General features: G+C 72.0%; 12 protein-coding genes. 4 read left to right on the top strand and 8 right to left on the bottom strand.

The annotated features are described in order from the left end of the window. Positions 1–165 precede the first annotated feature (165 nt). The 6 genes from AAC134_RS09020 to AAC134_RS09045 form a co-directional block, all read right to left on the bottom strand. Positions 166–1,116 (bottom strand): LysR family transcriptional regulator, encoded by a 951-nt coding sequence (locus tag AAC134_RS09020; protein ID WP_339948752.1) that lies wholly within the window; start codon positions 1,114–1,116, stop codon positions 166–168. Further along, positions 1,113–2,087, bottom strand: a complete 975-nt coding sequence (locus tag AAC134_RS09025; RefSeq protein WP_339948753.1) for an ABC transporter ATP-binding protein — start codon at positions 2,085–2,087, stop codon at positions 1,113–1,115. Before AAC134_RS09025 ends, AAC134_RS09020 begins: the two co-directional genes overlap by 4 nt. Then, complete coding sequence (locus AAC134_RS09030) at positions 2,087–3,103, bottom strand: ABC transporter ATP-binding protein (protein ID WP_339948754.1); 1,017 nt, start codon at positions 3,101–3,103, stop codon at positions 2,087–2,089. The genes AAC134_RS09025 and AAC134_RS09030 overlap by 1 nt, the downstream gene beginning before the upstream one ends. 5 nt (positions 3,104–3,108) lie before the next feature. Then, complete coding sequence (locus tag AAC134_RS09035; protein ID WP_339948755.1) at positions 3,109–4,011, bottom strand: ABC transporter permease; 903 nt, start codon at positions 4,009–4,011, stop codon at positions 3,109–3,111. Positions 4,012–4,021: 10 nt separating this feature from the next. Beyond that, complete coding sequence (locus AAC134_RS09040) at positions 4,022–5,032, bottom strand: ABC transporter permease (protein WP_339948756.1); 1,011 nt, start codon at positions 5,030–5,032, stop codon at positions 4,022–4,024. A gap of 261 nt (positions 5,033–5,293) precedes the next feature. Then, positions 5,294–6,892 (bottom strand): ABC transporter substrate-binding protein, encoded by a 1,599-nt coding sequence (locus AAC134_RS09045; RefSeq protein ID WP_339948757.1) that lies wholly within the window; start codon positions 6,890–6,892, stop codon positions 5,294–5,296. A 497-nt stretch (positions 6,893–7,389) separates the two neighbouring features. Here AAC134_RS09045 and AAC134_RS09050 point away from each other — a divergent pair, with 497 nt between their 5' ends. The 3 genes from AAC134_RS09050 to AAC134_RS09060 are packed head-to-tail and all read left to right on the top strand — an operon-like array spanning position 7,390 to position 10,839. Continuing rightward, positions 7,390–8,511: a DUF917 domain-containing protein gene (locus AAC134_RS09050; protein ID WP_339948758.1), complete on the top strand. Its 1,122-nt coding sequence runs from the start codon at positions 7,390–7,392 to the stop codon at positions 8,509–8,511. Continuing rightward, positions 8,508–10,076 (top strand): hydantoinase/oxoprolinase family protein, encoded by a 1,569-nt coding sequence (locus tag AAC134_RS09055; protein ID WP_339948759.1) that lies wholly within the window; start codon positions 8,508–8,510, stop codon positions 10,074–10,076. Before AAC134_RS09050 ends, AAC134_RS09055 begins: the two co-directional genes overlap by 4 nt. 52 nt (positions 10,077–10,128) lie before the next feature. Beyond that, entirely contained in the window at positions 10,129–10,839 is a 711-nt protein-coding gene (locus tag AAC134_RS09060) for an AroM family protein (RefSeq protein ID WP_339948760.1), read from the top strand. 171 nt (positions 10,840–11,010) lie between these two features. Here AAC134_RS09060 and AAC134_RS09065 read toward each other — a convergent pair whose 3' ends face one another. Then, complete coding sequence (locus AAC134_RS09065) at positions 11,011–11,763, bottom strand: SDR family oxidoreductase (RefSeq protein WP_339948761.1); 753 nt, start codon at positions 11,761–11,763, stop codon at positions 11,011–11,013. A 79-nt stretch (positions 11,764–11,842) separates the two neighbouring features. After that, positions 11,843–12,445, bottom strand: coding sequence for a DsbA family protein (locus AAC134_RS09070; RefSeq protein ID WP_339948762.1), 603 nt, complete (start codon positions 12,443–12,445; stop codon positions 11,843–11,845). Between the two features lie 285 nt (positions 12,446–12,730). On the opposite strand from AAC134_RS09070, the gene AAC134_RS09075 reads away from it, so the two are divergent. Next, positions 12,731–14,476 (top strand): NAD(P)/FAD-dependent oxidoreductase, encoded by a 1,746-nt coding sequence (locus tag AAC134_RS09075; protein ID WP_339948763.1) that lies wholly within the window; start codon positions 12,731–12,733, stop codon positions 14,474–14,476. The last annotated feature ends 245 nt before the right edge of the window (positions 14,477–14,721 follow it).

Here is a 14,721-nt window from a genome sequence, read left to right on the forward strand (position 1 = left end):
CCCCGGCGTTTCGCCGGGGCCGTTCGCGTTTGCAGGGCGCGCCCTTGGCCTCCTGCCGGGCGAGAGCGTCAGAGCGCGCGAAGCCCTTGCGCTGCTCGTCCGGTGGCGGGGGGAGGGAGGAGGCCCCGGGCTTGACCCGGGGCCTCGCGCGACCTGGCCGAGAGCTCAGACCTGGGAGCGGGGGCGCGGCGCGGCGGCGAGGCCGGCCTCTTCGAGATGCGCGATCAGCGCGGTCTCGACCGGGGTCATGTGGCGTTCCAGGTCGACCAGCGAAAAGACCTCGACCTGCGGCGCGGGCGCCGCCACAGGGATCCGCCACAGACGAGGACCGTAGCGGGCGGCGTGGCCCTCCGACAGGCAGCCGAGCGCCGCGCCATGCTCGATCAGCTCCACCAGGTCGACGATGCCCGAGGCCGCGGCGATCATCCGCCCCCCGATCCCGTAGCGCACCCGGTAGCGGGTGAGGGCGGAAAGGGCGCCGGCCATGGCGTCCTCCTCGAAGCCCACCACGTCGGAGGCGGCCAGAACCTCCGGGTCGACCTCGTGGCGACGATAGAGGGGGTGGGCCGGCCCGCAGAATATGCCGAAGCGCTGGGGCTCCAGCGGCTGGGCGCGCAAGCGCTGCACCGGGTCGACGCGGGTGCAGAAGCCCACAGAGGCGATGCGCTGCAACAGCCCCTGCGCCACGTCATGGCAGGGCGTCGAGCGGATCGAGAGGGTCACGCCGGGATGCAGGGCGCGGAACGCCTCCAGCACCGGCATGGCGAAATCCATGTCGAGATGGGAGGAGCGGAAGACCACCACCGCCCCCGACAGCGCCCGGCCGCCTTCCTCGCCCACGTCGTTGAGGCGCACCACACCGCCGTAGATCTCCAGCGCCTCGCGGTAGACGGCCTCGCCCGCGCGGGTGACCACGAAGGTCTGGCCGGCGCCGCGCTCCACGAGGCGCAGCTCCAGCCGTTCCTCCAGCCTCCGCAGGGCCGACGAGACCGAGGGTTGCGAGATGTTCAGCCGCTGCGCCGCCCCGGTGATCGAGCGTTCCTGCACGATCACCATGAAGGTGCGCAGCAGGTTCCAGTCGAGCTGAACCGCGAGCCGGTCGAGCGGGAAGCTCATGCGGCCTCCAGATCCTTCGCGAAGTGGCAGGCCGCCACGTGGCGCGGCCCGACGTCCAGCGCCACGGGCCGCTCCACGTCGCAGATCCCCTTGCGGGCCACGGGGCAGCGGGTGTGGAAGGCGCAGCCGGGCGGGGTGTTCACGGGCGAGGGGATGTCGCCGGTCAGCTCCACGTAGTCCACCCGCGGGCCCTTGGCGCGCGGGTTCGCCTCGGGCGCCGGCGCCGCGGCCAGCAGGGCGCGGGTATAGGGATGGCGCGGGTTCTCGAAGACCTCGTCCACGGGCCCCTCCTCGACGATCCGGCCCAGATACATCACCGCGACCCGCTGGCAAAGGAAGCGCACCACCGCGAGGTTGTGGGAGATGAACAGCGAGGTCATCGACGGCCGCGCCGCCTGAAGCTCCTTCAGGAAGGTCAGGATCTGCGCCTGGACCGAGACGTCGAGGGCCGAGGTCGGCTCGTCCAGCACCAGCACCTCGGGGTCCAGCGCCAGCGCGCGGGCGATGCAGGCGCGCTGCTTCTGGCCGCCGGAAAGCTCGTGGGGGAAGCGGTTGAGGAACTGCTCCTGCAGGCCCACGCGGGCCAGCAGCTCGGCGACCCGCTCGCGCAGGGCGCGGCCTCGCAGGGGTGTGTTGAGGATCAGTCCCTCGGCCACCGAGCGCGAAATGGTCATCCGCGGGTTCAGCGAGGCATGCGGGTCCTGGAAGATGATCTGCGCGCGCGAGCGCAGGCGGCGCAGCGTGGCGGCGGAGGCGCCGACGACGTCCTCGTCGCCCACCCGGATCGCGCCCGAGGTCGCCGGGATCAGCCCCAGCGCGGCCTTGCCGATGGTGGATTTTCCGGATCCGCTCTCGCCCACCAGCCCCACCGTCTCGCCGGCCGCGAGCTTCAGGGTGACGCCGTCCACGGCCTTCACGATCTCGCCCGAGGCGAGGGGGAAGTGGATGCGCAGGTCGTCGAGCTCGAGCATCAGGCGGTCTCCGCAAGGGCTTCGGCGCGGCCGGTCCCGCCCGGCAGGTGCAGGCGGCAGGCGGCGCGGTGGCCGGGGGCGAGCTCGGCGAAGGGAACCGGGCCCGCGGTGCAGGCCGGACCCGCATGGGGGCAGCGCGCGGCGAAGCGGCAGCCGGTCGGCGGGTGCAGCAGGTCGGGCAGCGAGCCGGGGATCGAGGCCAGCGCCTCGGCCGGTTTGAAGGGATGCGGCAGCGCCTTCAGCAGGCCTTGGGTGTAGGGGTGCGAGGGCGCCTCGAAGATGCGCTCCACCGGCGCGTCCTCGACGATCTGGCCGGCATACATGACGGCGACGCGCGAGCAGACCTGCGCCACGACGCCCAGGTCGTGGGAGATCATGATCATCGTCAGGCCCATGTCCTCCACCAGCTCGCCCATCAGGCGCAGGATCTGGGCCTGGATGGTGACGTCGAGGGCGGTGGTGGGCTCGTCGGCGATCAGCAGCCGGGGCTTGGCCGCCAGCGCCATGGCGATCAGCACGCGCTGGCGCATGCCGCCCGAAAGCTCGTGGGGATAGGCGCGGAACTGCCGCTCGGGGTTGGGCAGGTGCACCTTCTCCAGCATCGCCAGGGCCACGTCCTTCGCCTCGGCCTTGCGGATCTTGCCCTTGGACTGGGCGCGGATCGCGTCCACCAGCTGCGTGCCCACCCGGAACACCGGGTTGAGGTAGGTCATCGGGTCCTGGAAGATCATCGCGACCTCGGAGCCGCGGAGGCCACGCAGCGCGCGCTCGGGCAGGCCCACCAGCTCCCGGCCCCCAAGCTTGACCGAGCCGGCGGTGATCCGCGCGGGCGGCGAGGGCAGCAGGCCGAAGGCGGCGCGGGTCAGCACGGACTTGCCGCAGCCGGTCTCGCCGACGAGGCCCAGCGCCTCGCCCGGGCGCAGGTCGAGGGTCACGCCGCCGATGGCGTGGTAGGGGCCGTCGAACGTGTCGAAGGCGAGCTCCAGGCCGCGGATCGAAAGAAGCGGGTCGGTCATCGTCTTCACCTCTGCCGCGGGTCGAGCACGTCGCGCAAGCCGTCGCCCATCAGGTTGAACCCCAGCACCGTGAGGTAGATGGCGAGACCGGGGAAAAAGGCGCACCACCACCAGTCGGGCAGATAGGACCTCCCCTGCGCGATCATCGCCCCCCACTCCGGGAACGGCGGCTGCGCGCCCAGCCCGAGGAAGCCCAGCGAGGCCGCCCCCAGGATCGCCATGCCCATGTCCATCGAGGCCTTCACCACGATCGGCGAGAGGCAGTTCGGGAGCACATGCACGAAGAGGATGCGCATTGGCCCCGCGCCCAGCGCGCGGGCGGCGTCGACATAGACCTCGTTGCGCAGCGACAGGGTCTTGGCCTGCACCAGGCGCACATAGCCGGGCCACCACACGAGGCTGAGCGCCACCATCGCGTTCAGGATCCCCGGCCCCAGCGCGCCGACAATGGCGATGGCGAGGATCAGACCGGGGATCGCCAGGAACACGTCGGTGACCCGCATGATCGCCTCGGCCACCCAGCCGCCGGTCATGCCCGCGATCAGGCCCAGCGGCACGCCGATCAGGATGGCGATGCCGGTGACGGTCAGGCCGATCTGCAGCGTGGTGCGGGCGCCGAACAGCACGCGCGAGAAGATGTCGTTGCCCACCTGGTCGGTGCCGAACCAGTGCTCGGCCGAGGGGGGCAGCAGCTTCGCCTCGAAGTTCACCGCGCCGACCGCGTCCTGCGGGAACGGCGCGACCGAGGGGCCGAAGGCGGCGGTGGCCAGGAACAGCGCGACCAGCGCCAGGCCCAGCATGGCGGAGATCGAGCGGGAGTAGGTCGCCGCCATCCTCCGCGTCTCGCGGAAACGCATCGGGCGGCGGGCCGGGGCGACCTGGGCGGGGGAGAGTGCGGCGTCGGACATCCGGGCGACCTCAGATCTGGGCCCGCACGCGCGGATCGAGCGCGGCGTAGAGCAGGTCGATGACCAGGTTGGTCAGCATGAAGGCGGCGCCGAGCGCGAGCGTCACGGCCATGATCGGCTCGAAGTCGGAGGACACCGCCGCCTTGGCGGCGTAGAGGCCGACGCCGGGGAAATCGAACACGCCCTCGACCAGCACCGTGCCGCCCAGCATCCAGCCAAAGCGCAGGCCGATCATCGCGAGCGTCGGCAGGATCGCGTTCTTGAGCGCATAGGCGCCCACGATCCGCCCCGGTCCGATGCCCTGGGCGCGGGCGTTTACGACATAGTCGCGCCCCAGCACCTCGAGCATCTCGGCCCGGTTCACGCGGATGATCGCCGCGAGCGCGGGCAGCGACAGCGCCAGCGCCGGCAGCAGCATGTGCGAGAGCGCCTCGGCGAAGGTGTCGAGGCGCCCGGCCAGCAGCGCGTCCACGGTGTACATCCCCGTGACCGTCGGCGGCACGTCCGCGAACACGCCGAGCCGCCCGCCGAGCGGGAACAGGTCCAGTTCCAGCGCCAGGTACCATTGCAGCATCAGGCCCAGCCAGAACATCGGCAGCGCCACGCCCGAGACCGCGATCAGCCGGATCAGGTGGTCGGAGGCCTTGTTCTGGCGCACCGCCGCCGCGACGCCGAGCGGGATCCCGAAGATCACCGCCAGCGTGATGGCGAACAGCACCAGCTCGACCGTCGCGGGCAGGAACTTGGCCATGTCCTCGGCCACCGGGCGGCCGGTGTAGACCGAGGTGCCCAGATCGCCCGTCAGCAGGTCGGCCACATAGTAGCCAAAGCGCAGCGGCAGCGCCTGGTTGAGGCCGCGCTCCTCGCGGATCCGCTCGACCATCGCCTGGGTGGCGTCGGGGCCGGCGGCGAGGCGCGCGGGGTCGCCGGGCGCGATATTGGCCACGGTGAAGGTCACCACGGCCAGTCCCAGCAGCATCAGCGCCGTCAGCGCCAGGCGCTTGAGGATCAGTCGGCTCATCGGGGCTGGGCTCCGGGACGATCGGGACAGGGGGGCGGCGGGGCCAGGGAGGGGACCCCGCCGCCGGGGGGGAGCGGAGCGGCGCAGGTCCGGGGGGACCGCCGCTCCGCCGCTCGGGCGCGTCTGCCGGGGCGCCATTGCAGGCGCGGCCCGACAGGGCGCCCACTCAGGCGCCGGAGATCAGGGCGCCTGGTCAGGCGCCGGGGATCAGGGCGCCTGGTCAGGCGCCGGGGATCAGGGCGCCTGGACAGGCGCCGGGGATCAGGGCGCCTGGATGTGCAGCGGGTAGAGGTCCACCTCGCCGGTCATGCGGATCGGGCTGTCGGTGTAGCCCTTCACCCAGTCGCGATGCGCGAACGAACGGTTGCGCATCATCCCGAAGACCTCGGGCTGCAGCTCGACGATCCTGGCCTGGATCTGCGCGTAGATCGGCTCGCGCTCGGACCACTCCGACAGCGCGCGGGCTTCCTCGATCATCGCGATCAGCTCCTCGTCCTCGAGGAAGTGCGAGCCGTAGTACTTGCCGTGCGAGGACGGGTGATACTGGATCGCCACCGCATCGGGATCGGTCGAGACCGGGGTCGCGAAGATGCACATCAGGTCGGGCGACTGCGCGGGGTCCGCGGCGCGGGCCACCATGTTGGGCCAGGTGAGCGGCACCATCTCCAGCTCGATGTTCAGCGCCTTGAGGCTGTCGAGCAGGGCGAGACCCATCTGGCGCTGCTGCTCCAGACCCTGGACGTAGACGAACTCCAGCGTGATGCCGCCGTCCGGCCACTGCGATTTCGCCAGGTGTTCCTTGGCCTTCTCGAGGTCCTGGCGCGGGATGCCCTCGACGTCGACATGGCCGCGGATGGCGTCGGTGAAGGGGCTGTCCTGGAGCTTGGCCTGGCCGTTGTAGATCTTGATCAGGCTGTCGTAGTCGAAGGCGTAGGCCACCGCCTTGCGCAGGTTGACGTCCGACATGTGCTCGCCTTGCGTGTTCATCTTGAACCCGAAGGAGGTCAGCGCGGGGGTCGAGGTGATCTCGATCTCGTCGCGCGCGCCGACGGCCTCGAGCTCCTCGGGCGTCAGGTCGGTCACCAGATCCGCCTCGCCCTTCAGAAGGGAGGCCCGCTGGGAGGAGCTCTCGCGGATCAGGCGGTAGATGATCCCGCCCATCGCGTCGTCCTCGTAGGGGAAGCCCTTCCAGTAGTCCGCGTTGCGCTTGAGCCAGTAGGACGTGCCCTGGTCGAACCGCTCGAGCGTGTAGGGGCCGGAGCCCGCCTCGTTCGACGCCAGCCAGGCCTTGCCGAAGTCGCCGTCCACCACGTTGGGCTCGACCTGGGCGGGGTTGACCACGAACCACCAGGGCAGGAACGACAGGAACGGCGCATAGGGCCGGTCCAGCGTGAACTCGACCGTGTGGGCGTCCAGCGCCTTGATGTTCTCAGCCGACAGCACGTCCGAGAGCATCCAGGCGACGCCCTCGTTCATCTCCAGCACGCGCTGGTAGGAATAGACCACCGCCTCGGCGGTCACGGGGTCGCCGTTGTGGAAGGCGGCGTTCTGGGCGAGGTGGAAGGTCCAGGTCAGGCCGTCCTCCGAGGTCTCCCAGCTTTCGGCGAGCCAGGGCTTCACCTGCGGGGGATCGCCCTCGTATTTCACCAGCCCGTCGTAGAGGGCCTGGGTCATCATCCGGATGGCGTAGTCGTAGGACTGGCCGGGATCGACGTGGCTGACCGCCTGCCGGCCCCCGATCACCATCCAGAACTTGCCGTCGACCTTCTCGACCGCCTGCGCGGGCGACACGGCGGCGACGGCGGCGGCGATCGCCAGCGCGGCGGCGGCGGCGCGTCCGCCTCTCAGGGCCTTCCACATAACGGTTCGCATCCTTCCTGTCGGGGGCCCCGGATCCGCGAGCGGGCCTGTGGGCCCCTTGTCCGCGTCCCGGCGCCTCTTGCTGGCGCCCGCTCCGCCCGGGTCGGGGGTCGGAACGCCGGAGAGCTTCGGCGGCCTCATTCAAGGCAGATGCGTGACAGCAGGAAAACTAGCCATTGCTGATGCGCGGTATTCGCCTCGCCTATGAAACAGCGGCTTTGGCGCCCGGATTTCGGGCGCACGGGGGGCGGCGCGCCTGCCGAACAGGCGGACTCGCCGCGCGGCCCCCGGCTGCGCCCCCCGGTTCCGCCCAAATCATAGGCTGAACGCATGACCTGCATCCGCCATCGCTATTTGCGCGGACGGGGGACCGCGGGTCTTTTCGAGGGGCGACGCGCCCCCTTCGCCCCCAGTCCGGCGGCGGCGCCTTGCCGACACCCCGTCGCGGCCGGACGCCGCGCCGACCTCTCGCCGTCGACCCCGGAGGACCCCGCCCGATGAGCACGCTTGCGCGACGCAGCCCCAGCCAGACCCACAGGGCGCTGACGGCCGACGACATGGAGGCGCTGGCCATCGGCGCCTGGATCCTGGGCACCGGCGGCGGCGGCGATCCGTATCACAAGCTGCTCAACATGCGGCAGCTCTATGCCGAGGGCCGCTCGGTCGACCTGATCGACCCGATGGCGCTGCCCGACGACGCGGTGGTCGCGGTGCTCTCGAACATGGGCGCGCCCCTCGTGGGGCAGGAGCGTCTGGCCGACCCCGACTTCGCCGTGAAGCCCCTGCGCATGATGGAGGAGCACCTGGGCCGCAAGTTCGACGCGGTGATGGCGCTCGAGATCGGCGGCGGCAACGGCGTGCATCCGATGATGGTGGCCGCGATGACCGGCTACCCGGTGGTCGACGCCGACACCATGGGCCGCGCCTATCCCGAAGCGCAGATGACCTCGGTCGCCGTGGCGGGCCTGCGCTGCTACCCGCTGACCATGGCCGACATCCGCGACAACGAGATCATCTTTCCGCGCGCCGCCTCCTGGCGGTGGATGGAGCGGATCTCGCGCAAGGCCTGCACGGAAATCGGCTCGGTCGCCTCCACCTGCAAGGCGCCCCGCACCGGCGCCGAGGTCAAGCAGCACGGCATCCTCTACTCGGTCTCCAAGGCCATCGACCTCGGCCGCAAGGTCGCGCAGGCCCGCCGCGCCCACACCGACCCGATCGAGGCGGTGCTGGAAGCGGGCCACGGCAAGCTGCTGTTCACCGGCAAGATCACCGACGTCGAGCGTCGCGCGACCGAGGGGTTTCTGCGCGGCAAGGCCAAGCTCGAGGGGCTGGGTCCCGACGCGGGCTCGGACATGGTCGTGCACTTCCAGAACGAGTTCTCGGTCGCCTTCAAGGGCGACACGCCGGTGGTGATGACCCCCGACCTGATCTGCCTGCTCGACACCGTGTCGGGCGAGGGCATCGGCACCGACGTGATCCGCTTCGGGCAGCGTGTCTCGGTGCTGGCCCTGCCGGCGCCGGAGGTGTTCCTCTCGGAGGCCGGCCTTTCGGCCGTCGGCCCGCGCGCCTTCGGCTTCGACATCGAGTTCAAGTCCGTCTTCGAAGGAGCCTCGGCGTGAGCACCCCCATGAAGCGCATCGGCATCGATGTCGGCGGCACCAACACCGACGCGGCCCTCCTCGAGGGGAACAAGGTGCTGGCGGCGGTGAAGACCTTCACCACCGCCGACGTCACCTCCGGCGTGCGCGCCGCCCTCAAGGAGCTGGTCGCCAAGGCCGGTCCCGCGGCGCAGGGCGTCACGGCGGTGATGATCGGCACCACCCACTACACCAACGCGGTGGTCGAGCGTCGCAACCTCGGGCGCGCCGCCGCGATCCGGGTGTCGCTGCCCGCCTCGGCCTCGCTGAAGCCCTTCTGCGACTGGCCGGCGGATCTCGCGGCCCAGGTGGTCGGCGGCGTGCATCTGGTCCACGGCGGCCACGAATACGACGGCCGCGAGCTGGTGCCGATGGACGAGGCCGAGGTCGCCGCCGCCGCCCGCGCCATCCGCGCCGAGGGCGTGAACGCGGTCGCCATCTCCGCCACCTTCTCCCCCCTCACCGCGGCCTGCGAAGAACGCGCCGCCGAGATCGTGCGGCAGGAGCATCCCGACTGCCACGTCACCCTCTCGTCCGCTTTGGGCCGCATCGGCCTGCTGGAGCGGGAGAACGTGGCGCTGATGAACGCCTCGCTGATCGAGCTGGCGCGCGAGACCACGCAGGCCTTCGTCGACGCGGTGGCGGCCTCGGGGCTGAACGCGCGGCTCTACATCACCCAGAACGACGGCACCGTGGCGCTGGCCGAGGCGGCGCGCGAATACCCGGTGTTCTCCTTCGCCTCGGGCCCGACCAATTCCATGCGCGGCGCGGCCCTGCTGGCGGGGATCGAGAACGCCATGGTCTGCGACGTGGGCGGCACCACCGCCGACATCGGCTGCCTGGTCAACGGCTTCCCGCGCGAGGCCAACAACGTGGTCGAGATCGGGGGGGTCCGGACCCTGTTCCGGATGCCCGACCTGCTGTCGATCGCGGTCGGCGGCGGCACCATCGTCGGCCGGGACCCGATCACGGTCGGCCCCCGCTCGGTCGGCTACCGGCTGGGGCAGGAGGCGATGGTCTTCGGCGGCTCGACCGTCACCGCGACCGACATCGCCGTCGCCTCGGGCCTGCTGGATCTGGGCGACAGGTCGAGGGTGGCGGGGCTCGACCGCGGCTTCGTGAGGGCGGCGCTCGCGAAGATCCACGAGAGCGTGGCCGAGAATGTCGACCGCATGAAGACCGACGCGACCGAGGTCCCGCTGCTGGCGGTGGGCGGCGGCGCGATGCTGATCCCCGACCGCATCCCCGGCATCTCCGAGGTGGTCCACGTCGAGCATTCCAACGTCGCCAACGCGGTGGGCGCGGCCATCGCCCAGATCTCGGGCGAGACCGACCGCATCTACCGCGACGTGGAGCGGGACGAGGCCATCGCGCTCGCCCGCGCCGAGGCGGTCGAGAGCGCGGCCCGCGCCGGCGCCGACCCCGCCACGATCAAGGTGATCGATGTGGAGGACCTGCCGCTCAGCTACCTTCCCGGCAAGGCGATCCGCACCCGCGTGCGCGTGGTCGGCGAGGCCGCCGCCCTCGCGCCGGAGGCCGCGGAATGACGTGTCGCGCCGGAGGCCGCGGAATGACCCCTCTCGCCCCTGAGGCCGCGGCATGACGCCGGCGGCGGACGCCGCCCTCGCCGGCCGCGCTTCGGCGCCGCTGGTCGGCCTGCTGGTGGTGGGCAAGGCGCCGCGCCCGGCGCTGCTGGCCGAGATCGCCCGGGTGACGGGGGAGGCCGAGCTGCGGATGCTCGGCGCCCTCGATCACCTGTCGGACGACGAGGTCCGCGCCCGCCCGCCGCGGGACGACGCCGACACGCTGTTCACCACGCTGCCCGACGGGTCGACCACGCTGGTCTCGAAGGCGGTGGTGACCGAGGGGATGGCGGCGCGGCTCGCCGATCTCTCGGCCATGGGCGCCTCGGCGGCGGTGGTCTGCTGCACCGGCCGGTTCGCGGGGCTGGCGGCGCCGGGGGTGCACTTCGCCTCGGACCTGCTGGCCGGCGCCGTCACCGCCTGCCTGCCCCGGGGCGGCCGGCTGGGCGTGTTCATCCCCTCGCCCGCGCAGGCCGCCAACGCCGTCGCCCGCTGGGCCGCGAGCGGGCTCGAGGCGGTGGCGCTGCCCCTCTCGCCGGACGCGGACGCCGACGCCATCGAGGCCGCCGCCCGCGCCATGCAGGGCGAGGCGCCCGACCTCGTGGCGATGGACTGCATCAGCTACACCCAGGCCGCCCGCGCCCGCGCCGCCGCCATCCACGGCGCCCCGGCGCTGCTGGCGGCCTCGGTCGCCGGGCGCTTCGCCGCCGAGCTCGCCGGCGTCTGAGCCGGCCTGTCTTGCCTCGCCCGCGTCCGAGCCGGCCTGTCTTGCGGCCTCGCGCAAGCGGCGGGCCCAATGCGCCCGGGTCGCCGCCAGGGGCGCGCCCCGGGCTTGACCCGGGGCCTCGGCCGAGCCGCCGCCACCCAGGCCGAGGGGCGGCGGCTCGGGCCGCGGCGCTTACGCCTCGTAGATCATCTTGCGCGTCATTCCCCCGTCGACCGTCAGCACCTGGCCGGTGACGAAACCCGCGTTCGCGAGGTAGAGCACCGCCTCGGCGATGTCCTCGGGCCGGCCGACGCGGCCGGCGGGGTGCTGCTCGCGGTCGGCCTGCGAATGCTCGGGGAAGGGCGCGGTCCCCTCGCCCTGCAGGTGGCCCGTCTCGATCCAGCCCGGCGCCACCGCGTTCACCCGGATCTGTGGCCCCAGGCTGACCGCCAGCGCATGGGTCAGCGCCACGATCCCGCCCTTGGCCGCGGCATAGGGCTCGGTGTCCGCCTCCGACTGGAAGGCCCGCGTCGAGGCCATCGAGACCACCGAGCCGCCGCTCCGCCGCAGCGCCGGGATCGCCGCGCGCACGCACAGGAACACGCTGGTCAGCCCTGCGTCGAGCTGGCGGCGCCATTCCTCGAGGCTCAGCTCCGCCACCGGGATCCGCGGGGCGGAGGCGATGGCGGCGTTGTTGAGCAGCAGGTCCAGCCCGCCGGGCGCCCAGTCGTCGATGCGCGCGAAGGCCGCGCGCACCGCGTCCTCCTGCGCCACGTCGGTCTCGAGCGCCAGAGCCGCGTCGCCGGGGTGACGGGCGGCCATCGCGGCGACCATGGCCGCGTCCTTCTCCAGCGCGGCCACGCGCCAGCCCTCGGCCAGCAGACGCTCGGCGCAGGCGCGGCCGATGCCGCGGCCGGCGCCGGTGATCACGGCGGTTCGGGTCATGGGAGGCTCCTTGCGGCGGGGGTCCTCCCGGAGAAAGGGCGGGGCGGGGGGCGGGTCAAGGGGGGCGGGCCAAGAGGGGTCAGGCCTGCGCCGCCCGCGCCCGCAGCCGGTCTTCGAGCATCCACAGCCGGTCGCCGCCCCAGAACAGCTCCCCCTCGTAGAGGAAACTGGGGACGCCGAACACGCCCAGCTCCTCGGCCTCGGTCACGATGCGGGCCTGTTCGGCGCGGCCGGGACCCTCGGCATAGGTGCGGAAGGCGTCGACGTCGCCGCCAACCGCCGCGATCTCGGCGCAGATGTCGTCCGGGGAATCCACGTCCAGGGCGTGGCGCCAGAACTTCTCGAACACCGCGGCGTGGTAGCCCTCGAAGATCCCGTGGGCCTGCGCGAACAGCATTCCCGCGTTCGACCAGTAGCCGTCGTAGATCCGCCTCGGGCCCTTCAGCGTCAGCCCCTGCAGGTTCGCGTGCCGCCGCGCGTCCATGTAGGCGTAGCGCACCTTGCGCCAGTCATGCGGGCTGCGGTCCTCGACCGAGCCCAGATACTCGGCGATGCGCAGGGTGTAGGGCCGCCACTCCAGCTCCAGGTCCCAGCGGGCCGCCAGCGCCTGCGTGGGGGCCAGCGCGACATAGGCGTAGGGGCTCTTGTAGTCGGTGTAGCAGCGCACGAGGGGGCGGCTCATCGGGCGGCCTCCGCTCGGGCGGGACGCGCGCGTGGTCCGGTCATGTGGTCCTCCCCGGCCCGGCCTCGAGGCGCCCGGGCTCTCGCTGTTGATTGGACGGGAGTCTGACGGCCGCCCGCGGCCATGGCAACGACTTCGTGGCGGCGCGCGACCGCCATCGTAAGCGGGCCTTGCAATCCATGCCCGCCTCAACGGAAACTCCTCCGCGAAAGCCGGCTCCCGGCGCGCCGGGACGCGCGGGGCCGGAACACGTCGCCGAAAAGGCGCGCACCGGAGGAGAACCCAATGACCACACAGACCGGAGGACGCCCCCAATCCCTTGACGCCGTCATCGTCGGCGCGGGATTCGCAGGCCTCTACCAGCTGCATCTGCTGCGCGACCGGCTGGGGCTGAAGGCCCGCGTGCTAGAGACCGGAGACGGCGTCGGCGGCACCTGGTACTGGAACCGCTATCCCGGCGCGCGCTGCGACTCGGAGAGCCACTCCTACCGCTATTTCTTCTCGCGCGAGCTGCACGAGAGCTGGGACTACTCCGAGCGCTATCCGGGCCAGGAGGAGATCCGCGCCTATCTCAACCACGTCGCCGACACGCTGGCGCTGCGCCCCGACATCCAGCTTTCCACCCGCGTGACCGCCGCCGCCTGGGACGAGGCCGCCCGCCGCTGGACCGTGACCACGGAGGCCGGCGAGCGCTTCTCCTGCCGCTGGCTGATCACCGCGGTGGGCTGTCTCAGCTCGGCCAACGTGCCCGCGATTCCGGGGCTCGAGGATTTCAGGGGCGAATGGCATCACACCGGCCGCTGGCCGCATGAGGGCGTGGATTTCGCCGGCAAGCGGGTGGGGCAGGTGGGCACCGGCTCGACCGGGATCCAGGCCGTGCCGGTGATCGCCGAGACGGCGCAGACTCTGACGGTCTTCCAGCGCACCGCCAACTATTCGGTGCCGGCGCGCAACGGCCCGCTGAACGAACAGCGCAAGCAGGAGTGGCGCGACAACTTCGAGGAGGTGCGCAAGCTGGTCCGCTCGACCCCCAACGCGCATCCGTTCCGGATCTCGACCGACAAGGCGATGGATCAGGACGCGGAGACCCGTCGCGCGCGCTATGAAAAGGCCTGGGAGGTCGGCGGCCTGCGCTTCCGCGCGGTGTTCCACGACCTGCTGCTGAGCAAGGCGGCCAACGACACCGCCGCCGAGTTCCTCAAGGGCAAGATCCGCGAGATCGTCAAGGATCCCGAGACGGCCGCGGTCCTCTCGGACATCGATCACCCCTACGCGGCCAAGCGCCCGCCCATCGACACCAACTATTTCGACACGTTCAACAAGGACCATGTCGACGTGGTCGACGTGCGGGCCGATCCCATCAGGCGAATCGTGCCCGAGGGGATCGAGCTCGAATCGGGCAAGGTCCATGAGCTGGACGTGATCGTCTTCGCCACCGGCTTCGACGCGATGACCGGGCCGCTCTTGTCCATCGACTTCCAGGGCGCCGACGGACGCCGTCTGAAGGACGACTGGGCCGCGGGCCCCAAGACCTGGGTTGGCGTGGCGATCCCGGGCTATCCGAACCTGTTCACCGTCACCGGGCCCGGCAGCCCTTCGGTGCTTGCCAACATGATCGTGCCCATCGAGCAGCACGTGGAATGGATCGCCGACTGCATCGAGACGATGGAGCGCGAGGGCGTCGACCGGATCGAGGCGACCCCCGCCGCGGCCGAGGCCTGGATGAGCCACGTCAACGATGCGGCCAACGCCACGCTGCTGCCGCAGGCCGGGCACAGCTGGTATCTGGGCGCCAACGTGCCGGGCAAGCCGCGGGTGTTCATGCCCTACGCGGGCGGCATGGTGCGCTTCCGCCAGATCTGCGACGCGGTCGCCGCGCGGGGCTACGAGGGCTTCGCGATGGGCGCGCCCGCCGATCCCGCCGCGCCTCCGCCCCCGGTGCTGGCCGAGCTGACCGGCCCGGACGCGCCGCCGCTGCCGGGCGCCCCGGCGGGGGCCAAGACCTCGCTGATCGAGGCGCCGGGGGTCTGAGCCCCGCGGACCGGGGGCGCCTGCGCCCGGTCCGGCCTCGCTGCCGCGGTTTCGTCGCCGCGCCGGGAAAAGCCCCGGCGCGGCCGGCTGCGTTGCGCGGGCCGGGGTGCGGCAGGCCGCCGCATGAATCCTTGACGTTCTGTCCGGCGGTTGGTCAGGATGGCGAACGGTTGACCCGCGGACCCGTGTCCGGGGGACGGCCGGCCAGGGCGCGCGCCAACGACGCGCCCGGCGCATGGGAGGAA

The organism is uncultured Albimonas sp. (assembly GCF_963977235.1).
In the GTDB taxonomy this organism is placed as follows: domain Bacteria; phylum Pseudomonadota; class Alphaproteobacteria; order Rhodobacterales; family Rhodobacteraceae; genus Albimonas.

Coding starts and splice junctions, on each gene's coding strand:
- AAC134_RS09030 (WP_339948754.1), bottom strand. CDS start 3,103: ATGACCGACCCGCTTCTTTCGATCCGCGGCCTGGAGCTCGCCTTCGAC.
- AAC134_RS09040 (WP_339948756.1), bottom strand. CDS start 5,032: ATGAGCCGACTGATCCTCAAGCGCCTGGCGCTGACGGCGCTGATGCTG.
- AAC134_RS09045 (WP_339948757.1), bottom strand. CDS start 6,892: ATGTGGAAGGCCCTGAGAGGCGGACGCGCCGCCGCCGCCGCGCTGGCG.
- AAC134_RS09075 (WP_339948763.1), top strand. CDS start 12,731: ATGACCACACAGACCGGAGGACGCCCCCAATCCCTTGACGCCGTCATC.
- AAC134_RS09065 (WP_339948761.1), bottom strand. CDS start 11,763: ATGACCCGAACCGCCGTGATCACCGGCGCCGGCCGCGGCATCGGCCGC.
- AAC134_RS09025 (WP_339948753.1), bottom strand. CDS start 2,087: ATGCTCGAGCTCGACGACCTGCGCATCCACTTCCCCCTCGCCTCGGGC.
- AAC134_RS09020 (WP_339948752.1), bottom strand. CDS start 1,116: ATGAGCTTCCCGCTCGACCGGCTCGCGGTTCAGCTCGACTGGAACCTG.
- AAC134_RS09035 (WP_339948755.1), bottom strand. CDS start 4,011: ATGTCCGACGCCGCACTCTCCCCCGCCCAGGTCGCCCCGGCCCGCCGC.
- AAC134_RS09050 (WP_339948758.1), top strand. CDS start 7,390: ATGAGCACGCTTGCGCGACGCAGCCCCAGCCAGACCCACAGGGCGCTG.
- AAC134_RS09060 (WP_339948760.1), top strand. CDS start 10,129: ATGACGCCGGCGGCGGACGCCGCCCTCGCCGGCCGCGCTTCGGCGCCG.
- AAC134_RS09070 (WP_339948762.1), bottom strand. CDS start 12,445: ATGAGCCGCCCCCTCGTGCGCTGCTACACCGACTACAAGAGCCCCTAC.